This window comes from Burkholderia sp. AU27893 (assembly GCF_002223205.1).
Classification (GTDB): domain Bacteria; phylum Pseudomonadota; class Gammaproteobacteria; order Burkholderiales; family Burkholderiaceae; genus Burkholderia.
On record NZ_NKFD01000002.1, the window covers coordinates 555,197 to 576,416 of the forward strand.

General features: G+C 68.7%; 20 protein-coding genes and 1 pseudogene. 7 read left to right on the plus strand and 14 right to left on the minus strand.

Annotated elements, in window-relative coordinates; all coding sequences use genetic code 11:
* Nucleotides 1-51: 51 nt before the first annotated feature.
* The 4 genes from CFB47_RS15700 to CFB47_RS15715 all read right to left on the minus strand — a co-directional run bounded on the left by CFB47_RS15700 (nt 52) and on the right by CFB47_RS15715 (nt 3,580).
* Nucleotides 52-471, minus strand: a complete 420-nt coding sequence (locus tag CFB47_RS15700) for a VOC family protein (RefSeq protein ID WP_089461827.1) — start codon at nt 469-471, stop codon at nt 52-54.
* Nucleotides 472-645: 174 nt separating this feature from the next.
* A complete protein-coding gene (locus CFB47_RS15705) occupies nt 646-1,032 on the minus strand; it encodes a RidA family protein (protein WP_011353171.1) in 387 nt (128 codons plus the stop codon).
* 125 nt (nt 1,033-1,157) lie between these two features.
* Nucleotides 1,158-2,639, minus strand: a complete 1,482-nt coding sequence (locus CFB47_RS15710) for an amidohydrolase family protein (protein ID WP_089461625.1) — start codon at nt 2,637-2,639, stop codon at nt 1,158-1,160.
* Nucleotides 2,640-2,641: 2 nt separating this feature from the next.
* The gene (locus CFB47_RS15715; RefSeq protein ID WP_089461626.1) at nt 2,642-3,580 is read right to left on the minus strand and encodes a MurR/RpiR family transcriptional regulator; all 939 of its coding nucleotides are present in this window, start codon (nt 3,578-3,580) and stop codon (nt 2,642-2,644) included.
* Between the two features lie 119 nt (nt 3,581-3,699).
* On the opposite strand from CFB47_RS15715, the gene CFB47_RS15720 reads away from it, so the two are divergent.
* Nucleotides 3,700-4,980 carry an amino acid deaminase gene (locus CFB47_RS15720; protein WP_089461627.1) on the plus strand — a complete coding sequence of 427 codons (1,281 nt, stop codon included), beginning with the start codon at nt 3,700-3,702 and terminating at the stop codon, nt 4,978-4,980.
* Nucleotides 4,981-5,146: 166 nt separating this feature from the next.
* Nucleotides 5,147-5,728 carry a DJ-1/PfpI family protein gene (locus CFB47_RS15725; RefSeq protein ID WP_021161332.1) on the plus strand — a complete coding sequence of 194 codons (582 nt, stop codon included), beginning with the start codon at nt 5,147-5,149 and terminating at the stop codon, nt 5,726-5,728.
* 79 nt (nt 5,729-5,807) lie between these two features.
* Here the strand turns inward: CFB47_RS15725 and CFB47_RS15730 are convergent, their stop codons facing one another.
* Nucleotides 5,808-6,254, minus strand: coding sequence for a MarR family winged helix-turn-helix transcriptional regulator (locus CFB47_RS15730; protein WP_089456909.1), 447 nt, complete (start codon nt 6,252-6,254; stop codon nt 5,808-5,810).
* Between the two features lie 26 nt (nt 6,255-6,280).
* Entirely contained in the window at nt 6,281-7,876 is a 1,596-nt protein-coding gene (locus tag CFB47_RS15735) for an MDR family MFS transporter (protein WP_089461628.1), read from the minus strand.
* 107 nt (nt 7,877-7,983) lie between these two features.
* Between CFB47_RS15735 and CFB47_RS15740 the strand changes: the two genes are divergently transcribed.
* Nucleotides 7,984-8,826: an EcsC family protein gene (locus CFB47_RS15740; RefSeq protein WP_089461629.1), complete on the plus strand. Its 843-nt coding sequence runs from the start codon at nt 7,984-7,986 to the stop codon at nt 8,824-8,826.
* On the opposite strand, the gene CFB47_RS15745 is transcribed toward CFB47_RS15740, so the two are convergent.
* The 6 genes and pseudogenes from CFB47_RS15745 to CFB47_RS15770 form a co-directional block, all read right to left on the minus strand.
* Nucleotides 8,796-9,764 carry an alpha/beta hydrolase gene (locus CFB47_RS15745; RefSeq protein ID WP_089461630.1) on the minus strand — a complete coding sequence of 323 codons (969 nt, stop codon included), beginning with the start codon at nt 9,762-9,764 and terminating at the stop codon, nt 8,796-8,798. The two genes, CFB47_RS15740 and CFB47_RS15745, sit on opposite strands and share 31 nt — an antisense overlap.
* Before the next feature lie 137 nt (nt 9,765-9,901).
* Nucleotides 9,902-10,081 (minus strand): annotated as a pseudogene (locus CFB47_RS15750) (zinc ribbon domain-containing protein); the annotation flags it as partial.
* 17 nt (nt 10,082-10,098) lie between these two features.
* On the minus strand, nt 10,099-10,533 hold the full coding sequence (locus CFB47_RS15755; protein WP_046544429.1) for a CHRD domain-containing protein: 435 nt from the start codon (nt 10,531-10,533) through the stop codon (nt 10,099-10,101).
* Between the two features lie 367 nt (nt 10,534-10,900).
* A complete protein-coding gene (locus CFB47_RS15760; RefSeq protein ID WP_006497398.1) occupies nt 10,901-11,674 on the minus strand; it encodes a class II aldolase/adducin family protein in 774 nt (257 codons plus the stop codon).
* A 149-nt stretch (nt 11,675-11,823) separates the two neighbouring features.
* Nucleotides 11,824-13,449, minus strand: coding sequence for a phospholipase D family protein (locus tag CFB47_RS15765; protein ID WP_089461631.1), 1,626 nt, complete (start codon nt 13,447-13,449; stop codon nt 11,824-11,826).
* A gap of 225 nt (nt 13,450-13,674) precedes the next feature.
* Nucleotides 13,675-14,391 (minus strand): FadR/GntR family transcriptional regulator, encoded by a 717-nt coding sequence (locus CFB47_RS15770; protein ID WP_069248848.1) that lies wholly within the window; start codon nt 14,389-14,391, stop codon nt 13,675-13,677.
* 134 nt (nt 14,392-14,525) lie between these two features.
* Here CFB47_RS15770 and CFB47_RS15775 point away from each other — a divergent pair, with 134 nt between their 5' ends.
* The 4 genes from CFB47_RS15775 to CFB47_RS15790 are packed head-to-tail and all read left to right on the plus strand — an operon-like array spanning nt 14,526 to nt 19,265.
* A complete protein-coding gene (locus tag CFB47_RS15775; RefSeq protein ID WP_089461632.1) occupies nt 14,526-15,323 on the plus strand; it encodes a (Fe-S)-binding protein in 798 nt (265 codons plus the stop codon).
* Nucleotides 15,320-16,054, plus strand: coding sequence for a lactate utilization protein C (locus tag CFB47_RS15780; protein ID WP_089461633.1), 735 nt, complete (start codon nt 15,320-15,322; stop codon nt 16,052-16,054). The genes CFB47_RS15775 and CFB47_RS15780 overlap by 4 nt, the downstream gene beginning before the upstream one ends.
* Nucleotides 16,051-17,496: a LutB/LldF family L-lactate oxidation iron-sulfur protein gene (locus CFB47_RS15785; RefSeq protein WP_089461634.1), complete on the plus strand. Its 1,446-nt coding sequence runs from the start codon at nt 16,051-16,053 to the stop codon at nt 17,494-17,496. Before CFB47_RS15780 ends, CFB47_RS15785 begins: the two co-directional genes overlap by 4 nt.
* A gap of 50 nt (nt 17,497-17,546) precedes the next feature.
* Nucleotides 17,547-19,265, plus strand: coding sequence for a lactate permease LctP family transporter (locus tag CFB47_RS15790; protein ID WP_089461635.1), 1,719 nt, complete (start codon nt 17,547-17,549; stop codon nt 19,263-19,265).
* Between the two features lie 100 nt (nt 19,266-19,365).
* Here CFB47_RS15790 and CFB47_RS15795 read toward each other — a convergent pair whose 3' ends face one another.
* On the minus strand, nt 19,366-20,127 hold the full coding sequence (locus CFB47_RS15795) for a M48 family metallopeptidase (protein ID WP_089461636.1): 762 nt from the start codon (nt 20,125-20,127) through the stop codon (nt 19,366-19,368).
* A 196-nt stretch (nt 20,128-20,323) separates the two neighbouring features.
* A complete protein-coding gene (locus CFB47_RS15800) occupies nt 20,324-21,106 on the minus strand; it encodes a glycosyltransferase family 2 protein (protein ID WP_089456918.1) in 783 nt (260 codons plus the stop codon).
* Between the last annotated feature and the right edge of the window lie 114 nt (nt 21,107-21,220).

The following is a 21,220-nucleotide window of genomic DNA, read 5'->3' on the forward strand; positions in this document are numbered from 1 at the left end:
GTTAAACCGGCCGGGCTGTTTTTCATTGTGCAGGAGACGCGCGGACAGCCCTCACCTGCTCACCGGCCGCTCCGGAAGAATCTCCACCAGGCGCAACAAGTAGCCGTCGGGATCCTGCACCAGCATCTCGATCTGGCCATGCTCGATCTCGTCCTCCCGATACCAGGACGTGCGCGGCTCGACGAACAGCGTCACGCCCGCGGCGTGAATCCTGTCGAGGATGGGCTCGAGCGCATCGACCTCGATCTGAAAGTTGATCCCGCGCCCGAGCGGCGGCTCCAGCGGGCCGGTCAGCCAGCTCTCCGGGCTGTATTGCTCGAGCATCAGCTGAGCGCCCCCGCTCTCGAGATAGGCGAAACCGTCTTCCGGACGCTCGAAGCGGATCCGGAATCCGAGCACGTCACGATAGAACCGAACGCTTCCGGCAAGGTCCGAGCAGATCAGCTCCGGCACCAGCGCAGCCCATTTCATGCATGTCCTCCCCATAAGGTCATGCGGCACATTACATGAACGGACGGGATGCGTTGCGGCGGTTGTGGCCTCGGAAGCGCCATCGGCCAGTCGACCGGTGCCCTGCACATGAAAAACGGGCCCGGCGCACGTGAATGCGCCGGGCCCGTTGCGTAGCGGCTCCTCGTGGCGGCGTTACTTCGCCGGCGCCTTGTACGCGATGCAGTCGACCTCGACCTTGCAGTCGATGACCATGCTCGACTGCACGCACGCGCGTGCCGGCGGATGCTCGCCGAAGTACGAAATGAACACCTTGTTGAACGACGCGAAATCGCGCGCGTCGTCGAGCCACACGCCGCAGCGCACGACGTGCTCGAGGCCGTAACCGGCTTCCTTCAGGATCGCGATCACGTTCTCGATCGTCTGCTTCGACTGCGTGACGATGCCGCCTTCGACGACCTCGCCATTCACCATCGGCGTCTGGCCCGACACGTACAGCCAGCCGTCGGCCTCGACCGCGCGTGCGAACGGCATCACCTGGCCGCCCGTGCCCTTCGCTTCGCCTACGCCATATCGCTTCATCGTTTCTCTCCTTGTTTGTCGGCCGGAGCCGGCGCTTCAGCGCCTGCTCCGGCCCCATGCAACGCACGGTTACGGATGCGCGCACCGACGACGGCGCGCGCGGCAGATCGGAACAACCACCGCGTTCAGAACGCGGCGTCGGCACTCGCCGGCACGCGCTCGCCGCGCGCGACGAAGCCGCCGGCGCGCTCGCCGGTCGGCTGGCCGTTTTCATAAGTGAGCACGCCGTTCACCCACACGGCGTCGATCCCGTGCGCGGGCTGCTGCGGCTTCTCGAACGTCGCGGCATCGATCACGCTCGCCGGGTCGAACAGCACGAGATCCGCGTGGTAGCCCACGTGCACCTCGCCGCGCCGCGCGAGCCCGTAGCGGCGCGCGGACAGCGATGTCATCTTGCGGATCGCTTCCTCGAGCGGCAGCAGGTTCGTGTCGCGCACGTAGTGGCCGAGCACGCGCGGGAACGCGCCCCACAGCCGCGGGTGCGGCAGCGGATCGTTCGGCAGGCCGTCGGAGCCGACCATCGTCGCGGGATGCGACAGGATCCGGCGCACGTCGTCCTCGGACATGTTGTGGTACACCGCGCCCGCCGGGCGGATGCGCTGCGCGGCTTCCTGCTCGGTCACGCCCCACTCGGCCGCGATCGTCTTCAGCAGCTTGCCCGCCACTTCCGGGTGCGGCTCCGACCACGTGATCGTGATGTCGATGTCGCCCGTCACCTGCTTCAGGTCGAGCGTCGACGAGCTGCGGCTGTACGGATAGCAGTCGCAGCCGACCGGCTGGTAGCGGCGCGCGCCTTCGAGCGACGCGAGCACCTCGGTGCTGCGCCCCCAGTTCGACGGGCCTGCGCACTTCAGGTGCGAGATCACGACGGGCACGCGTGCATGGCGGCCGACCTGATACGCCTCCTCCATCGCATCGAGGATCGCGTCGAACTCGGTGCGCATGTGCGTGGTGTACAGCGCGCCCGCATTCGCGAGCGGCTCGGCGAGCGCCATCACCTCTTCGGCCGGCGCCGCGAACGCGGAACCATATGCGAGGCCCGACGACAGGCCGAGCGCGCCGTTCGCGAGCGCCTCCTCGAGCTGCGCGCGCATGCCGGCGATCTCGCCGTCGGTCGCCGCGCGGTCGAGGCGGTCCATCTGGTTGTTGCGCAGCGCCGTGTGGCCGACGAGCGCCGCGACGTTCACCGCCGGACGCGCGCCGTTCACGGCCGCGACGTAGTCGGCGAAGGTCGGGTACTGGAACGCACCGCGCTCGCCGAGCAGGTTCATCGGATCGGGCGGATCGCCCGCGAGCGTCACCGGCGACGCGCTGATCCCGCAGTTGCCGACGATCACGGTCGTCACGCCCTGCGAGATCTTCGGGATCATCTCCGGTGCGCGGATCACGTGCGTATCGTCATGCGTGTGCACGTCGACGAAGCCCGGCGCGAGCGCGCGGCCGTTCGCATCGACGACGTTCTCGGCCAGCCAGTTCGACAGGTTGCCGATCGCCGCGATCAGGCCGTTGCGAATCGCGACGTCGCGCGTGACGGGCGGCGCGCCGGTACCGTCGTAAAGCTGCGCGCCGACGATCAGCGTGTCGGCGGCTTCGGGATGCGAATGCATGGTCAGTCTCCTACCGGTTGACGGTCTCCGCCGCCGCGATGCGCATCGAGCGCGTGCTTGATGCGGCGCAGCGATTCTCGGCCCGCATCGCCGAGCCGCAAGGCGACTCCGGTGACGAGCACGTCGATCGCCATCATCATCGCGTAACGCGATGTCGACGGCTTGTAAATGAAATCGGTTTCGAACGCGACGACCGGAATCAGGTGGTCGGCCAGCTTCGCGAGCGGCGATGCCGGCGCGGTGATCGCGATCAGCTTCGCGCCGTAGCGCTTCGCGAGCCGGCAGCTTTCGAGCAGCTCGGGCACACGCCCGCTCACCGACAGCGCGACGACCACGGTGTCGCGCGACAGCGTCGCGGCCACCATCCGCTGCAGCAGGCTGTCCTGGTAGCTCGCGACCGGCCGGCCGAAGCGCACGAGCCGGAAGCGCAGCTCGTCGGCGAGCGCGGTCGAGCCGCCGCCCTGGCCGTACACGTAGGTCATCTTCGCGGCGGCGAGCAGGTCGGCGGCTGCGTCGAACGACGTGTTGCGCAGCAACTGATGGTTGTGCGCGAGCGCCACGCGAATTTCGTCGTAGACCATCGACGCGGGGCTCGCGTCGTCGGCCGGCACGTCGTCGGACGGCACCAGAAAGCGCTGGCCGACGGCCGCCGCCTGCGCGACGAGCACCTTCAGTTCGCGCACGTCGCGGCAACCGACCGCTTTCGCGAAACGCGTGACCGTCGCGACGCTGACCTCCGCGTCGCGTGCCAGCGCGCCGATGCTGGCATGCGCGGCGCGCGCCAGGTCGGCGAGGATGAACGCGGCGACCTTGCGCTCGGCTTCGCGCAGCTCGGGCGCACATTCGGCGATCCGCGCAACGATGTCGAGCACCGGCGGAGCGGCCGGCGCCGGGTGAAGCTCGGCTGCGAGCGGGGCGGACGGAGTGGCGGGCGTATTCATCAGCGGAAAAGGGTGCGAAGCTCGATGTTACTAAATAACATCACCGCGCCGATGCTACTTTCTGTACCATCGGCGTGTCAACTTCAGTGCAATGCATAGTGATGATGGAGCGGGATGACATGAAAGTTACAAACTATCAGGAAGCGACGATCGATCCGTTCGGCAAGGGCCTCGGCAATCTGCCCAGCGCGAGCGTGCCGCTCGGCGACGCAGGCCGCCTCGAGTGGAACCTGCTTGCGGAAGACGTCAGCCTCCCGGCCGCCGTGCTTTACGAGGACCGCATCGAACACAACCTGAACTGGATGCAGGCCTTCGTCCAGAAGTACGGCGTCAAGTTCGCGCCGCACGGCAAGACGACGATGGCACCGCAACTGTTCCGCCGCCAGCTCGACGCCGGCGCGTGGGGCATCACGCTCGCGACCGCGCACCAGACGCAGGCCGCGTATCACGGCGGCGTGCGCCGCGTGCTGCTCGCGAACCAGCTGGTCGGCCGCCAGAACATGACGATCATCGCCGGGCTGCTGTCCGATCCGGATTTCGAATTCTTCTGTCTCGTCGATTCGGCGGAGAGCGTCGACCAGCTCGGCCGCTTCTTCGGTGCGCTGAAGAAGCCGCTGAACGTGCTGCTCGAGCTCGGCGTGCCGGGCGGCCGCGCGGGCGTGCGCGATGCCGCGCAACGCGAGGCCGTGCTCGCCGCGATCGCGCGCTATCCGGATATGCTGAAGCTGGCCGGTATCGAACTCTACGAAGGCGTGCTGAAGGAAGAAGGCGAGATCCGCACGTTCCTGCAGGAAGCGGTCGCGCTCACGCGCGAGCTGGCCGAAGCCGGCCGCTTCGCGCGCACGCCGGCGATCCTGTCCGGCGCCGGTTCGGCGTGGTACGACGTGGTCGCGGAGGAATTCGCGAAGGCGTCGAACGCCGGCTTCGCGGAGGTCGTGCTGCGTCCGGGCTGCTACCTGACGCACGATGTCGGCATCTACAAGAAGGCGCAGACCGACGTGTTCGCGCGCAACCCGATCGCACGCACGATGGGCGAAGGGCTGCTGCCCGCGCTGCAGCTGTGGGCCTACGTGCAGTCGGTGCCGGAGGCGGATCGCGCGATCGTCGCGCTCGGCAAGCGCGATGCGGCGTTCGACGCGGGGCTGCCGGAGCCGGCGCGCCACTTCCGCCCGGGCCGCGACACCGCGCCGCGCGACGTCGCCGCCACCGAAGGCTGGGCCGTGACCGGAATGATGGACCAGCACGCGTACCTGCAGATCCCGCCGGGCGCGGACGTGAAAGTGGGCGACATGGTCGCGTTCGACATCTCGCACCCGTGCCTGACGTTCGACAAGTGGCGCCAGGTGCTCGTGCTCGATCCGCAGTTCGGCGTGACGGAAGTCGTCGAAACCTTCTTCTGACGCCCGTCGCGCACGGCGCGCACCACCGCCCCGCCGCTCGCGCGGGGCGGCCGTCACGCGCGCTTCAAGCGGCCGGAGTACACTGCGCTTTCGTCCTCGGGGCCCCACGCGGGCGTGGCACTTGCCTGTCGCGCGGGCCCTCAACGCAGCTCCACTGGAGAAAGCCATGGCCGCGAAGAAGATCCTGTTCCTGACCGGCGATTTCGCCGAAGACTACGAAACGATGGTGCCGTTCCAGGCGCTGCAGGCCGTCGGCCACCACGTCGATGCAGTCTGCCCGGGCAAGCGCGCGGGCGACAAGATCAAGACCGCGATCCACGATTTCGAGGGCGACCAGACCTACACCGAGAAGCCGGGCCACCAGTTCACGCTGAACGCGGCGTTCGACGACGTCGACGCATCGCGCTACGACGCACTCGCGATCGCGGGCGGCCGCGCGCCCGAATACCTGCGACTCGATCCGAAGGTGATCTCGCTCGTGCGCGAGTTCGCCGAAGCCGGCAAGCCGATCGCGGCGATCTGCCACGCGGCGCAACTGCTCGCGGCCGCCGACGTGATCCGCGGCAAGCGCATCTCGGCCTACCCGGCCTGCGCGCCCGAGGTGAAGCTCGCCGGCGGCGAATACGCGGACATCCCGGTCGACGCGGCCGTGACCGACGCGCCGTTCGTCACCGCGCCCGCGTGGCCCGCGCATCCGGCGTGGCTCGCGCAGTTCCTCGCGCTGCTGGGCACGCGCATCGAGCTTTGAACCCGCGTCTGACCGTAAGTGAATTGAGATGAGATGAAGGGCCGGGCCGGCGGCGGATGCGCGCCGCCCTGCCCGCGCTTCAGCGTGCGACCGGCGTCGAGCCGACGTCCGCGATCCGCGACTCCAGCATCGCCAGCGCACCCGACAGCGCAGTCAGCACGTCGTCCGGCAATTGCGCCATCGTCTGTTCGAGAAACGCCTTGCGGCGCGGCAGGCAAGCGTCGAACGCGGCGCGGCCGTCGTCCGTCAGCGTCACGTTGGTCACGCGATTGTCGCGTGCGTCGGATTCGCGCTGGATCCAGCCGAGCGCGTCGAGCGACTTCAACTGACGCGTGAGCGCGCCCGGATCGACGCGCAGCACTTCGACGAGCTTCTTCTGCGACGAATGCCCGCCCATCGTGTGCAACGCGACCATGATGCGCCAGCGCGGCATCGGTTGCCCGACGTGCGCCTCGAACGCGGTCATGAACGCGCGATACGTGCGTCCGAATTGCTGCAAGATCGCGACGCGGTCCTGTTCTTCCATGCGCTCAGTTCTACTCGTTCAATCGTTTAGTCGGCCGCGACATGCGGTTCGATCTTGTGCCGCAGCGCGATCGGCGGCACGCGGCGGCACTGCCACACCGACACCACGGCGACGACCGCCGCCATCGCGACGCCCAGGTGAATCGCGCCGACGAGCGATTCGCGGGCCGCTTCCAGCAGCAGCGCGCCATTATGCCCGGCCCGCGTCAGCTCCGCGACGAGACCGCCCTGCGCGGCGCGATCGATCAGGATCTGCGGATCGGCGAGCTGCGCATGCCACTGCATCGCGTGGTCGGCCGACAGCGCATTGCGCACGCCGCTCGAATACATCTGGTTGACGAGCGTGCCGGTGAGCGCGGTACCGACCATCCCGCCGACCATCCGCAGCGACTGCAGCAACGCCGTCGCGATACCGAGATGCTCGCGGCCGGCCGTCTGCTGCGCGAAGACGGTGAGGTTCGGCAGCACGAAGCCGAGCCCAATGCCGCCCGCGACCATCAGCGCCATCAGCAGCCACTTCGGCGTCGTGTGGGTCGACACGACGATGCCCGCGCAGGTGATCGCGAACAGCACGAAGCCGACGTGCAGCATCGCATTCGGATTGCGGATGCGCGTGACGACACGGCCGTTCATGATGCTGCCGATCGTGATGAACACGACGAGCGGCGTGATCACGAGCCCCGCCTCCTTCGGCGACATCCCGAACCCGCCCTGGAACAGCAGCGGCGCGTAGAACAGCAGCGAGAACATCGCGAAGCCGGCGAGGATCGCCAGCACGAAGAGCGCCGACAGTGCACGGTTGCCGAACATGTCGAACGGCAAGATCGGCTGCGCGCAACGCTTCTCCCAGTGCCACAGGCCGAAACCGGCCGCGACCGCGACGACGAGCAGCAGCGACGCCCAGCTCGCGACGCCGTACTTCGGCAGCCATTCGACGAATAGCTGCAGCGCGCCGAGCGACAGCGCGATCAGCAGCGCGCCCGGCCAGTCGAGCCGCATCTTGCGATCGTGCTCGACGTGGCGCAGGTGCGGCAGGTAGCGCCACACGAACAGCAGCGACAGCAGGCCGACCGGCAGGTTCACGTAGAACACGGAGCGCCAGCCGAACGACTGGGTCAGCACGCCGCCGAGCGACGGCCCGACCGCGTTCGCGATGCCGAACGCGGAGCTCATCAGCACCTGCCAGCGCAGGCGCACGACGGAATCGGGGAACAGGTCGGGAATGCACGCGAACGCGGTGCCGACCAGCATCCCGCCGCCGATCCCCTGCAGCCCGCGGGCGAGCACGAGCATCAGCATGTCGTTCGCCATCCCGCACAGCACGGACGCGCCGGTGAACACGACGATCGACACGATGACGAACGGCTTGCGGCCGTAATAGTCGCCGAGCCGGCCGAAGATCGGCACCGTGATCACGGAACTGAGCAGGTACGAGGTCGCGACCCATGCGTACAGGTCGAAACCGCGAAGCTCGGCGACGATGGTCGGCAACGCGGTGCCGACGACGGTCTGGTCGAGTGCGACCAGCATGGTGACGAATGAGATCCCGATCATCGCCAGCAGCGATTCGCGGAACGGCAGGACTTGCCCGCTCGAATGGTGGGCGGCAGTATGGACGGCCATTTTTTGTTGGCGCAACTTTTGACGAGTCAAACAATCTCAAAATTCTAGCACGCCGGAGTAATCTAGGCTGGCGACGGTCAAACCGAACCAGACCGCCAAGGAGAAAGATGGAACCGATTTCAATCACCCCCGCGACCACGCTGTCCCAAGAGGATCGGGACGCGCTGTGGCGCGCGAAGCAGGTGCTGGAAAGCCCGTCGCTGACGATGAAGCTGACGGGCATGCTCGGCGCGCCGGTCGAGAAAATGATCGCCCGGCTGCCGGATTTCGCGACCGGCAAGATCAACGACGCGACGCAGCTCGCGCTGCGCAAGTGCCTGAACATCGCGCTGCGCACGCTCGGCAAGCCGCCCGGGCCGGACGCCGAACCCGACAAGCCGAGCAACCTGCTGCACAAGCTCGCGGTGGCGACGACCGGCGCGGCGGGCGGCGCGTTCGGCTTTCTCGCGCTGCCGGTCGAGCTGCCGGTGACGACGACGCTGATCTTCCGCTCGGTGTGCGACATCGCGCGCAGCGAGGGAGAAGACCTGGGCTCGGTCGATACGCAGTTGCAATGCCTGGCCGTGCTTGGCATGGGCGGCAACCCGGACAAGCAGGAAGAGGACGCCGATCTCGGCTATTTCGTGCTGCGCGGCGCGCTCGCGCAGGCGATCTCGAAGGCGTCGTCCGACATCACGACGAAGGGCATCGCCGCGCACAGCTCGGCGGCCGTATTCAAGCTCGTGCAGACGGTGGCGTCGCGCTTCTCGGTGCAGGTGACCGAGCAGATGGCCGCGAAGTCGATTCCGGCGATCGGCGCCGTGCTCGGCGCGACCGTCAATACGCTGTTCATCGACCACTTCCAGCAGATGGCGCACGGCCACTTCACCGTGCGCCGGCTCGAGCGCAAGTACGGCACGGTGGCCGTCAAGGCCGCCTATCAGGCGATCGACGCCTCGCCGGCGCGCTGAACCGCACGCTCGACCGCGACGCGGCGCAGGAACGCGGCCGCGCGGTCGAGCGCGTCACGTGCCTCCGGCACCATCGGCGCGTACAGCTGCCACACGTGCGGCATGTCGGGCCACACCTCGATCTCCACCGCGACCCCGGCAGCCTTCGCCTTCTCGGCGACGCGGCGCGAATCGTCGAGCAGCACCTCGGTGCTGCCGACCTGGATATACAGCGGCGGCAGCCCCGTGAAATCCGCATAGAGCGGCGATGCGTACGGATTCGTGCCCGGCTCGTCGCCCAGGTACAGCTTCGCGGCCTTCGCCAGCGCCGCGCCCGCGAACATCGGATCGGCGCCGTCGTTCGTGCGCAGCGTCGCGCCGGTGGCGGCGAGATCGGTCCACGGCGAGAACAGGATCGCGCCGGCCGGCAGCGGCTCGCCGCGGTCGCGCAGCGCGACGAGCGTCGCGAGCGCAAGGCCGCCGCCCGCCGAATCGCCGCCGAGCACGATCGACTCGGGCGGCGTGCCGAGCGCCAGCAATTGCCGGTACGCGGCGAGCGCATCGTCGAGCGCGGCCGGGAAGCGGTGCTCGGGCGCCAGCCGGTAGTCGAGCGAGAACGAGCGCACGCCCGCGCGCTTCGTCAGGCCGAACACGAGCGGACGGTGGGTCTTCGTCGAACAGAAGTAATAGCCGCCGCCGTGGAAGTACAGCAGCGTGCGGCCGGGGCCGCGGCCGCGGCCCGCGACCGAGTCAGTGCGTTCGAGCCATTCGCCGCGCAGCGGCGCATCGGCCGGGCCATAGCACTGGCGCAGCCGGTAGCCCGACGGCGCACGGCGCGGCACAACCATCCGCAGGTCGGTAAAGCGCCGTGCGCGGGCGGGATCGAGCACCTCGCGCGTGGTCTCGGGACGGAACTGCCAGCGCAGCAGCCAGCAGGCGAACTTGCTTTGCCAACTCATCGGACGCACTCCGTAATCACAGTGTGACGATGGTACGTGCGATCGCTCCCGCACCGCTCGACAGGTGCCTCTACTTGACATCCTCCCGCGCCTGAAGGCTCGGGATTCCTACCGCGTTTGAAACGATGATGCTCGTCTCAGATCGCCTCGGCGGGTTCCTGCTTCACGGAGCGGCCCGACTGCACCGGCTCTCCACAGGCTGCAACGCGGTGCCCCCGCGCCAGTATGTTGATCATACCGACCACATCGGCATGGCCCTCATGCCCGCACCCGACACAGCGGAATGCCGCCTGCGGCTGCCGGTTTCCGGCGCTCACGGATCAAACGCCGGCACTCAGTTCGCCGGCATCACCTGGCCGCGAATCTCGCCGGCCGGGTGCTCCTTCGTATGGACGTTGAAATACCACTTGCCGCCCATCAGGTCGGTGACCTGCGCGTCGGTGAGCTCCTTCGAGCCCTTGATCGGGCTCGCCAGTTCCTCCTTCGGAATCGGCACCTGCACGCCCGCGTTCTGGCCGACCGGCGCCGGCCCGTGGAAGTGCGCGGCGGTGGCCGGCCCCGTGAGGTGCTCGTAGGTGACCTTCCACTGCAGCATGTGCGTGGCCGTGTCGTAGGTGGCCTCGACGTCGCCCGAGCCCTTGGTCGCCGTGGGCGGCACCTCACTCGATGGCTGGAGATTGGCGGACAGACGCACCGTTTCGGCGGCGGCGCTGCCGGCGGCCAGCACGCCCGCGAGTAACGCGACCTGGAGCAAACGCAGCTTGAGCATGGACTCTCCTTGTACGACGTTGTACGCCACCCGAACGGGGGCGCCAGATAGGATGGTAGTCGATCGCCGCCGGTCCGGGAGTCGACCGAACGGCCATGCAGCGAATCGCCGCACCGCGCCCGGCCGGCCCGCTCGCGCGGCGCACGGCGCGTCAGTCTGCATCAACCTGGAATGGACCTTTGCAGCCGGATGACTGAATCGGCACGCGGCCTTTCGCTACACTTCGTCTCACAGTTGCTTGTTTCCTTCGTCCGAAGGAGTCTGCGAGTATTCACGCGGCCGCCCGGCCGCGTTTTTTTTGCGCACGCCGCCGTCGGATCCGGTTCACCCCGTATCAGGCACGACGATGCGAGCGCGCCGCTTCACGTCACGCGCGATAGCCCGGATCGATGCGATCGACGATCCGCTGCAACGCGTCGAACGCGTCCTGCCCCGCGCCATGCTTCGGATCGAAATTCAGCGAATCCCGCACGCACCCCTCGAGCACCGGCGGCGCGATCGGTAGCGCGTCGCCGATCGCATGCGTGGCGACCTGCACCTCGCATGCGCGATTGAGCAGCCACATCAGCGAGAAGGTCTGCGCGAGCGTCGCGCCGATCGTCACGGGCCCATGGTTGCGCAACAGCAGCACCGGCCGCCCGCCGGCGCTCTCGACGATGCGCCGCCCCTCTTCGAGATGCACGGTGATGCCCTCGAAGTCGTGATACGCGATCTTCCCGTACAGCTGCGCCGAATAGAAATTGGAGAACGACAGCCCGTCGCGCGAACAGCACACGGCCATCGTCGGCGTCGTGTGCACGTGCATCACGCAGTGCGCATCGGGCAGCGCCGCATGGATCGCGCTGTGGAACGTGAAGCCGGCCGGATTGATCGGCCAGTCGGAATGACCGATCACGTTGCCGTCGATGTCGATCTTCACGAGGTTCGACGCGCACACCTCGCGGTAATGGAGCCCGAACGGGTTGATCAGGAAATGACCGTCCTCGCCCGGCACGCGCAGCGAGATATGGTTGTAGATCAGCTCGGTCCAGCCGAGATGGTCGAAGATGCGGTAAGCCGCCGCGAGCTGCACGCGCGCCTGCCATTCGGCTTCGGAGAAACGGGCGGGGCGCGTGAACGGCTGGTTCGGGACACGTTGCATGGGGGAACTCCGGTTGCGGGTGTGCGCGGCACGCGTGGCGCGAGCCGCCCGGCGGCCCCGTCGCGCACGCCACATTAGTTGCGCGCACAACCATATCACGCTTCCCCGAGCACCGGAAACGCGGGTTTAGCCGGAGCGCTTCCGTCCCCTTAAAGCTGGTCGTCCACCGGCAGCAGCATGAACATGCCGGTCATCACGTTGCGCAGCAGCCCCGCGTGCGGATCGACGTGATAGGTGGTCGGCTGGCCGTTGTCGATGCCCGTCCATTCGAGTTCGGGCGACCCGCCGCCCGCGGGCGTGACGAGGCTCACGCGGTAGCTTTCATCCGGCCGGGTCACGCGCGCGAAAATCGTCGCGACCTGCTGCGCGAGCGCCGGGCTGTGGATCACGAGCGCCAGTTCGGTGTTCAGGTGCGCGGAACGCGGATCGAGGTTCATCGAGCCGATCACGAGGATCTTCCGGTCGATCACGTACGCCTTCGCATGCAGGCTCGCCCGCGAGCGCGACCCGAACAGGCGCGCGCGCGGCTGGCCCGGCTGCGCCTTGAACTCGTACAGCTCGACGCCGTGCCGCAGCAACGGCACGCGATACGGACCGTAGCCGGCCTGCACGGCGACCGCATCGGTCGCGGCGAGCGAATTCGTCAGGATCGCGACGCGCACGCCGCGCGCGGTCGCGTCGCCGAGGATCTTCACGCCCGCGTCGTGCGGCACGAAATACGGCGAGAACGCGAGAAATTCCTGCTGCGCGCCGCGGGTGAGGTCCACCAGGCGCTGCATCGGCGGGCTCACGTACGCGTCGGTCGGCCGCGCGACCTTGTCGGGCGCGTCGACCTTGAACTCGGCGGGCGCCCAGACAAGCGCGAGCTCGTCGCGTGAGATCTGCTGCGCGAGCGGCGTCGCGTTCAGCGGCTTCGCGTTGTATGGATCGGCGTTCGTGCGCCAGTGGGCGCGCAGCTCGTCGCGCGTCGCGTCGAGGTCCTTCGGATCGAACGACTGGTGATTCAGCACGCGCAGCGGATAGCTGCTCGCGCTCGACCAGTACGCGTCGAAGCTCGCCGAGACGTCGTTCGTCACGGGGCCGGCGGCCAGCACGTCGAGATCGCGGAACTGCAGCGTCGGGCTCGCGTTGAAGTATTCGTCGCCGAGATTGCGGCCGCCGACGATCGCGATCTGGTTGTCCGCGATCATCGCCTTGTTGTGCATCCGGCGCGTGAAGCTGTCGATGCGCGTGAAGAAATTGGCCGTACGTTCGACCATGCGCTGCTGCGACGCGCCGAACGGGTTGAACACACGGATCTCGATGTTCGGGTGCGTGTTCAGCGCGGCCATGATGCGATCGATATCGCGGAAGTTCAGGTCGTCGACCAGCATCCGCACGCGCACGCCGCGATCGGCCGCGTAGAGCGCCGCGGCGAGCAGCAGCTTGCCGGTCGTGTCCTCGGTCGCGATGTAGTACTGCATGTCGAGCGTCTTCGTCGCGGCGCGCGCGAGCGCGATGCGCATCTGCAGCGCCTCGGCACCTTCCGGCAGCAGCCGGAACCCGGACTGGCCCGGATGCGCGGCCTCGGGCGCGGCCAGCGCGTCGCGCAGCGGCGTCGCGGCATCGGGCGGCAACGCGTGGGAGACCGGGCGCTCGAGCGTGGTGGCGGGCGGATGCGTCGCGCAGGCGGCGACGAGCGACAACAGCATACCGACGGCCAGTGCGCGGGCCGGGCGGCAGGCGGCGCGCCACGACAGCGCGGCCGGTGCGCGCCGGATCAAAGAGGTGAACACGGAAACTTCCTCGACTGGCGGAACAAAAGGCCCGCATGCGCCGCGGCGCGCGGCTGGCGCGCGGTTCCGGCCGATTCTAGTGGGCGCCCGATGAACCGGTCAATCGCGCGGGGCGCCGCCGGCAGCTTCAGGCCACGGACGACCGCCCGCCTGCCGGGCACCGATGCCCCGCCGCTCCGGAGTCGCCCGCCGGACGGGCCACGCGCCGAAGTGGCCCAACCAACTTCATGCGCCATCGCCGCTGCGCTCGAAATGGCTGCGCACATAATCGATATGCGTCTGCATCGCGGTGCGCGCCTCCTCGGGCCGTTGCGCGCAGATCGCGTCGCACACGACGCGGTGCTGCAGCAACAGCAGCTCGGACGCCTGCTCGTCGTGCGTCGTCATGCCCGCCACGTTGATCGAGATGTGCTCGCGCAGCATCCCGATCACGCTCGTATGCAGGTGCAGGAACATCGTGTTGTGCGACGCAAGCGCGATCGCCTCGTGCAGCTTCGCGTCGGTCGCGGCTTCGACGGCCGCGGCGCCGTTGGCATGCGCGGTTTCGAGCTCGCGCAGCAGCGCACGGATCCGGCGCCGGTCGTTCGCATCGGCGCGCAGCGCGGCGAAATAGGCGGTCGCGCCTTCGAGCACGCGGCGGAACTCGAGGATGTCGTCGCGCAGCGCCGGATGATCGGCGACCAGCTGGCCCCACGGCGACGCGATCCCGGCACGCAACTGGTCGGTCACGTAGACACCCGCGCCGCGCCGGCTCTGCAGCAGCCCGCGCGCGACGAGCCGCTGGGTCGCCTCGCGCACCGTATTGCGCGCCACGCCGTATTCCTGCGCGAGCACGCGCTCGGCCGGCAGGCGCGCGCCGGCCGGCCAGGTGCCGTCGAGCAGCGCCGTCTCGATCTTGCGCATCACCACTTCGGTCCGGCCCCGTGCCGTCATCGCTGCCATCGTCGCGTCTCCCTGCGCAATGCCTTCCGTGCCGATTGGCCCAACCAATTTGAGCTGCGGCGCCGTCGCGGGAATTATGCAGCGAAATCGTCGTCCCGCATCCGCATGCCGGGCCGGCGCCTCTGGAGCGAGACATGAACCCAAGGCAGTACCCCGCCGCCCCCGCGCACGTCTATCTGTTCGCGACCTGCCTGGTCGACCTGTTCGTCCCCGACGCCGGGCTCGACGCGGTCCGCCTGCTGGAACGCGAAGGCCTGACCGTCCACTATCCGCGCGGCCAGAGCTGCTGCGGGCAGCCGGCCTACAGCAGCGGCAATCCCGACGAGGCGCGCCGCGTCGCGGCCGCGCAGCTCGACCTGTTCGCCGAACCGTGGCCCGTGATCGTGCCGTCCGGCTCGTGCGGCGGCATGATCCGGCACCATTGGCCGGCGCTGTTCGCCGACGATCCCGTCCATGGCCCCCAGGCGCGGGCGATTGCGGAACGCACCTACGAACTCACCGAATTCCTCGTACACGTGCTCGACGTGCGGCTCGATGCACTCACCGCGCCGGCCGGCGCCGACGAGCGCGTGGTGCTGCACACGTCGTGCGCGGCCCGCCGCGAGATGGGCACGCGCGTGCACGGCGTCGCGCTCGTCGACGCGCTGCCGGGCGTGACGCGCATCGAACACGAACGCGAATCCGAGTGCTGCGGCTTCGGCGGCACGTTCTCGCTGAAGCATCCCGACATCTCCGGCGCGATGGTGCGCGACAAGGTCGCATCGGCCTGCACGACGGGCTGCGACCGGCTCGTGTCCGCCGACTGCGGCTGCCTGCTGAACATCGGCCACGCGGCCGACCAATCCGGCGCGCCGCTGCCGGTCGAGCACCTCGCCAGCTTCCTGTGGCGGCGCACGGCCGGCGCCGCATCGCTGCGCGGAGACAAGCGATGAGCGCGCGCGACGCCATCCTCCAGCGGCTGCGCGCCGCCGCCCCGGGTGTCGCCGCCGATGCCGCCCCGGCGCTCGACGCGCGCATCGACACGCATTACGACGCACGCCGCATGGAAGCCGAGGCGGCACACGATCCGCACACACTTGCCCTCACGATGCAGGCCGCGCTCGCCGCGTCGCACGCGGACGTCTGGTGCGCGACCGGCGACGAATGGCCCGCGCAGCTCGCCGCGCGGCTCGCCGAGGCCGGCGTGCGCCGCCTGCTGCTCGACCCGGCCCGTGCCGAATCCGCGGCGCTCGCCCGCGCGCTGCCCGACACGGTCGCGCCGGTGCCGTTCGACCGGCCGATCGACGCATGGAAGGCCGAACTGTTCGACACGATCGACGCGGGCTTCACCGTCGCGCGCTCGGGCATCGCGGCCACCGGCACCGTCGTGCTCGCACCCGATGCCGGCACGCCGCGCACGGTGTCGCTGGTGCCGCCGCTGCACGTCGCGCTCGTTCATGCGAGCACGCTGCACCCCGACCTGCACGCGGCCGTGCACGCGGAGCGCTGGCACGCCGGCATGCCGACCAACCTCGTGCTGGTATCGGGCCCATCGAAAACCTCCGACATCCAGCAGACGCTCGCCTATGGCGCACACGGTCCGCGCCGCCTGTGGGTCGTGATCGTCACCGAGACGGCCGCCGCCGGCCCGGCCGCCACCGCCAGCGAGGCTCTCCCGCAATGAACGACCACACGCTGCACTTCGTCGCCCCCGGCGACTTCAAGGCCCGCGCGCGCGCCGCGCTCGACGATCCCGCGCTGCGCAAGAGCTTTCGTGGCGCGATGGACTTCCTGCAAGGCAAGCGCGCGACGCAGTTCCCCGACGACACCGAGCTGCAGCAGTTGCGCGACCTCGGCGAAGCCGTGCGGCAGCACGCGCTCGCGCAATTGCCCGCCCTGCTCGAACGGCTCGAAACGAAGCTCACCGAAGCCGGCGTGCACGTGCACTGGGCCGAAACGGCCGCCGACGCGAACGCGATCGTGCTCGGCATCGCGCAGGCGAAGAAGGCCCGCCGCGTGATCAAGGGCAAGTCGATGGCGAGCGAGGAAATCGAGCTGAACCATTACCTCGCCGAGCACGGCGTCGACTGCATCGAATCCGACATGGGCGAATTCATCGTGCAGCTCGCGGGCGAGAAGCCGTCGCATATCGTGATGCCGGCGATCCACAAGACGCGCGGCGACATCGCCGAGCTGTTCGCGGCGCACATCCCCGGCACGCGCTACACGGAGGACGTCGACGCGCTGATCCAGACCGGCCGGCGCGCGCTGCGCCGCGCGTTCGCCGAGGCGGACATCGGCCTGTCCGGCGTGAACTTCGCGGCGGTCGACACGGGCACGCTGTGGCTGGTCGAGAACGAAGGCAACGGCCGCCTGTCGACGACCGTGCCCGATACGCACGTCGCGATCATGGGGATCGAGAAGGTCGTCGAGAAGCTGGAGCACATCGTGCCGCTGTCGAGCCTGCTCACGCGCTCGGCCACCGGCCAGGCAATCACGACGTACTTCAACCTGATCTCGGGCCCGCGCCGCGACGGCGAACGCGACGGCCCGCGCGAGCTGCATCTCGTGCTGCTCGACAACGGCCGCACGCAGGCTTACGCGGACGAGCAGCTGCGCGCGACGCTGCAGTGCATCCGCTGCGGCGCGTGCATGAACCACTGCCCCGTCTATACGCGCATCGGCGGCCACGCCTACGGCACGACCTACCCGGGCCCGATCGGCAAGATCATCTCGCCTCATCTGCTCGGCCTCGACGCGACGGCCGACCTGCCGACCGCATCGACGCTGTGCGGTGCCTGCGGCGAGGTATGCCCGGTGCGGATTCCGATCCCGCAGCTGCTCATGCGGCTGCGCACCGAAGCGAACCGCAAGCCCGACGAGCCCGTCGCGCATCCGCTGCGCGGCCAGGGCGCGAACTACAACCGCGCGGAAGACCTCGTGTGGCGCTTCTGGTCGGGTGCGTTCGCGCATCCGCGTGCCTATCGCGCGTTCCGCTGGACCGCAACGCGGCTGCGTGCGCTGACGCCGGCAAAACAGATGGGCTGGACGCAGCACCGCACGCCGCTCGAACCGGCGCCGCGCAGCCTGTCCGACCTGCTGCGCGCACGCGGCCAGCCCGAATAGCCGTTTCGTTTCTCAAGCCGTATCGACAAATACCTATGGAGGAGACATCCATGCAGGCCTGGCATCAGATCTACACGCCGCTCGGCAGCCTCGGGCTGTCGGCGTTCGTCGCCGCAATCCCGATCATCTTCTTTTTCGTCGCGCTGGCCGCGCTGCGGCTCAAGGGCCACGTCGCCGCGGCGATCACGCTGCTGCTGTCGCTCGGCGTCGCGATCCTCGCGTACGGGATGCCCGTGCCGCAGGCACTCGCAGCAGCCGGCTTCGGCTTCGCGTACGGCATCTGGCCGATCGCGTGGATCATCGTCGCGGCCGTGTTCCTGTACAAGATCGTCGTGAAGACCGGCCAGTTCGACATCATTCGCGCGTCCGTACTGTCGATCACCGACGACCAGCGCCTGCAGATGCTGCTGATCGGCTTCTCGTTCGGCGCGTTCCTCGAAGGCGCCGCCGGCTTCGGCGCGCCCGTCGCGATCACGGCGGCGCTGCTCGTCGGGCTCGGCTTCAAGCCGCTGCACGCGGCGGGACTGTGTCTGATTGCAAACACGGCGCCGGTCGCGTTCGGTGCGATGGGCATTCCGATCATCGTCGCCGGGCAGGTGACGGGCATCGACCCGTTCCATATCGGCGCGATGGCCGGCCGCCAGCTGCCGCTGCTGTCGCTCGCGGTGCCGTTCTGGCTCGTGTTCATGATGGACGGGCTGCGCGGCGTGCGGCAGACCTGGCCGGCCGCGCTCGTCGCGGGCGGCAGCTTCGCGGTGACGCAGTACTTCACGTCGAACCACATCGGGCCCGAGCTGCCGGACATCACGTCGTCGCTCGTCAGCCTCGTCGCGCTCGCCGCGTTCCTGAAGGTCTGGCAGCCGCGCACCGCGAAGCAGACGGCCGGCGGCCTCGTCGCATCCGGCGGCGGCGCCGCGCTCGCGGGCTTCGGCGGCGCGGGCGCAGGCTCGCGCAGCGGCTTCGGCACCGGCACGAGCCGGCAGGCGTCGCCGTACACGCTCGCGCAGACCGTGCGCGCGTGGTCGCCGTTCCTGATCCTGACGGCCGTCGTCACCGTATGGAGCATCGCGCCGTTCAAGGCGCTGTTCGCCGCGCACGGCGCACTCGCGTCGACCGTGCTGAAGTTCCATGTGGCGGGGCTCGACCAGCTCGTCGTGAAGACCGCGCCGATCGCCGCGACGCCGAAGGCGCTCGACGCGGTGCTGAAGATCGATCTCGTGTTGGCGGTGGGCAGCGCGATCCTCGTGACCGCGCTGATCTCGATGGCGTTGCTGCGGATGAAGCCGCGCGACGCGCTCGTCACGTTCGGCGAGACGCTGAAGGAGCTGACGCGCCCGATCCTGTCGATCGGCCTCGTGCTTGCGTTCGCATTCGTCGCGAACTACTCGGGGATGTCGTCGACGCTCGCGCTGATGCTGGCCGCGACCGGCGCCGCGTTCCCGTTCTTCTCGCCGTTCCTCGGCTGGCTCGGCGTGTTCCTGACGGGCTCGGACACGTCGTCGAACGCGCTGTTCTGTTCGCTGCAGCAGGCCACGGCCCATCAGCTCGGCGTGCCCGAGACGCTCGCGGTGGCCGCGAACACGACGGGCGGCGTGACCGCGAAGATGATCTCGCCGCAATCGATCGCGGTCGCCTGCGCGGCGACGGGCCTCGTCGGCAAGGAGTCGGAGCTGTTCCGCTTCACGGTGCGGCACAGCGTGCTGTTCGCGGTGATCGTCGGATTGATCACGCTCGCGCAGGCCTACGTGCTGCCGGGGATGGTGCCGTAAGCAGCGCCCGCCCCAAAAACAAAACCCCACGCCCGGAAGAGCGTGGGGTTTTTCATGTCGCCGCTGGATCGCCCGCCGCGGCAGGCGACCGGTTGCGCGATCAGCTGCCCTTCGCGATGCGATCCTCGATGTGCTGCGCACGGCTCGCCGACGACGGGTGCGAATCCATCATCGAGCTCTTGCCGCCGTCGAGCTTCGCGAGCTTCTGGAATGCGGTGACGAGGCCCTTCTGGTTCATGCCCTTCTGCTTCATCAGGTCGAACGAGTAGTCGTCGGCCGCGCTTTCCTGCGTCTGCGAGAACTGCGCGTTGATGAACTTCTCGGTGATGTCGCCGAGCTGCGAGCTCGTCAGTGCCGCCACGCCCGGCGATGCCGCGCCGGCCGCGGTGCGCGCCGCGCTGACCGCGTAGGCCGTCTGCATCGCCTTCTTCGAGTGACCCAGGGCAACGTGGCCCATTTCATGGCCGATCACGCCGCGCAGCTCGTCGTCGTTCATCTGGTCCATCAGGCCGCTGTACACGCGCACGCAGCCGTTGCCCATCGCCCACGCGTTGACGTCCTTGGTCATGTAGACCTTGTAGTTGATCTTCTGGCCGTTCAGCGTCATGTCGCCGAAGCCCTTCATCACCTTCGTCAGGCGCTTCGCGTACGCGCTGTTCGCCGGCGCGATCTTCGATTCGGCATCGCTGGCCTTGCACGAGTCGTTCGACAGTGCGGCGATGTCGGCATCCGACAGCGTCGCTGCCTTGAACAGGCTGGTCCCCGCCGACGTCAGGCTGTTCGCGTCAAGGTTCTGTACCCCACCGCACGCGCTCAACAGAAACGCCACGCCACACGCTGCCACCGCTTTCTTGAGTTGCATCCCGGAATCCCTCGATAGTTGTATTTGGGAGCGGCGATTTTGCATAATCCGGCAGAAAATTACCAGATGTTTACATCCGATGACATGCGGATTACTCGACGAACAGCAACGATGCGGCGCGTCGACACGGGATTGACGACGGAAAACGGAGCAATCGCCGCAACCGGGCGACGACCGGAACGGGAAACGGGCGGGCTCAGGCCGTCTGGTCGTGGCGTCGCGTCAGCCGCCGCGCGACCAGCATCGGCAGCCGCACCGCGAAGCCGGTGAACAGGCGCAGGTGCATCCACGCGAGCAGCGCGTTGTCGCGGCCGTAATGGAAGTGCGAGACGCCGCCCTCGTGGCGGCCGAAATAGCGCACCGGCGCGTCGATGCGGATCGGCCGCACGCCGGCCCAGCACAGCCGCACGGCCGCCTCGGGATCGAAGTCGAAGCCGCGCATCCAGGGCTGGCGGCGCATGATCGCGGCCAGCGGCGCGACCGGATACACGCGAAACCCGTACAGCGAATCGCCGATCCCGGCCCACAGCGTCTCGAGGTCGGCCCACGCGTTCGACAGCCGGCGCCCCTGCACGCGCAACTGCGGCGCGCTCGCGTCGAACTTCGGCACGCCCAGCACCATCGCATCGGGCGCGGCCTGCGACGCGGCCATGAACGCGGGAATCAGGTCGGCCGGATGCTGGCCGTCGGAATCCATCGTCAACACATGCGTGAAGCCGCTCGCGGCCGCCGCGTCGAGCCCGGCGAGCACCGCGGCGCCCTTGCCGCGGTTCTCCGGCAGCACGATCACGCGCAAGCCCGGGTCGCGCTCGGCCATCGCCTGCAGCCGTTCGGCGCTGCCGTCGGTGCTGCCGTCGACGACGACCCACACCGGATTCCATTGCGCGCGGGCATTGCGCACGGTCGTGTCGACCTTGATGCCCGGGTTGTAGCTCGGAATCAGGACGAGATGGGTGGACGAGGCGTGCAGCTTGGACATGGAAACGGCCGATTGCGAAGACGGGGATCCTGACAAAAGTTTATGACTTGCCGGCGACCGTCGGCAGGCTTCGTCGACGTCGCCCGCGTGCGCAGCCGGTGGCTCGATCGTGAG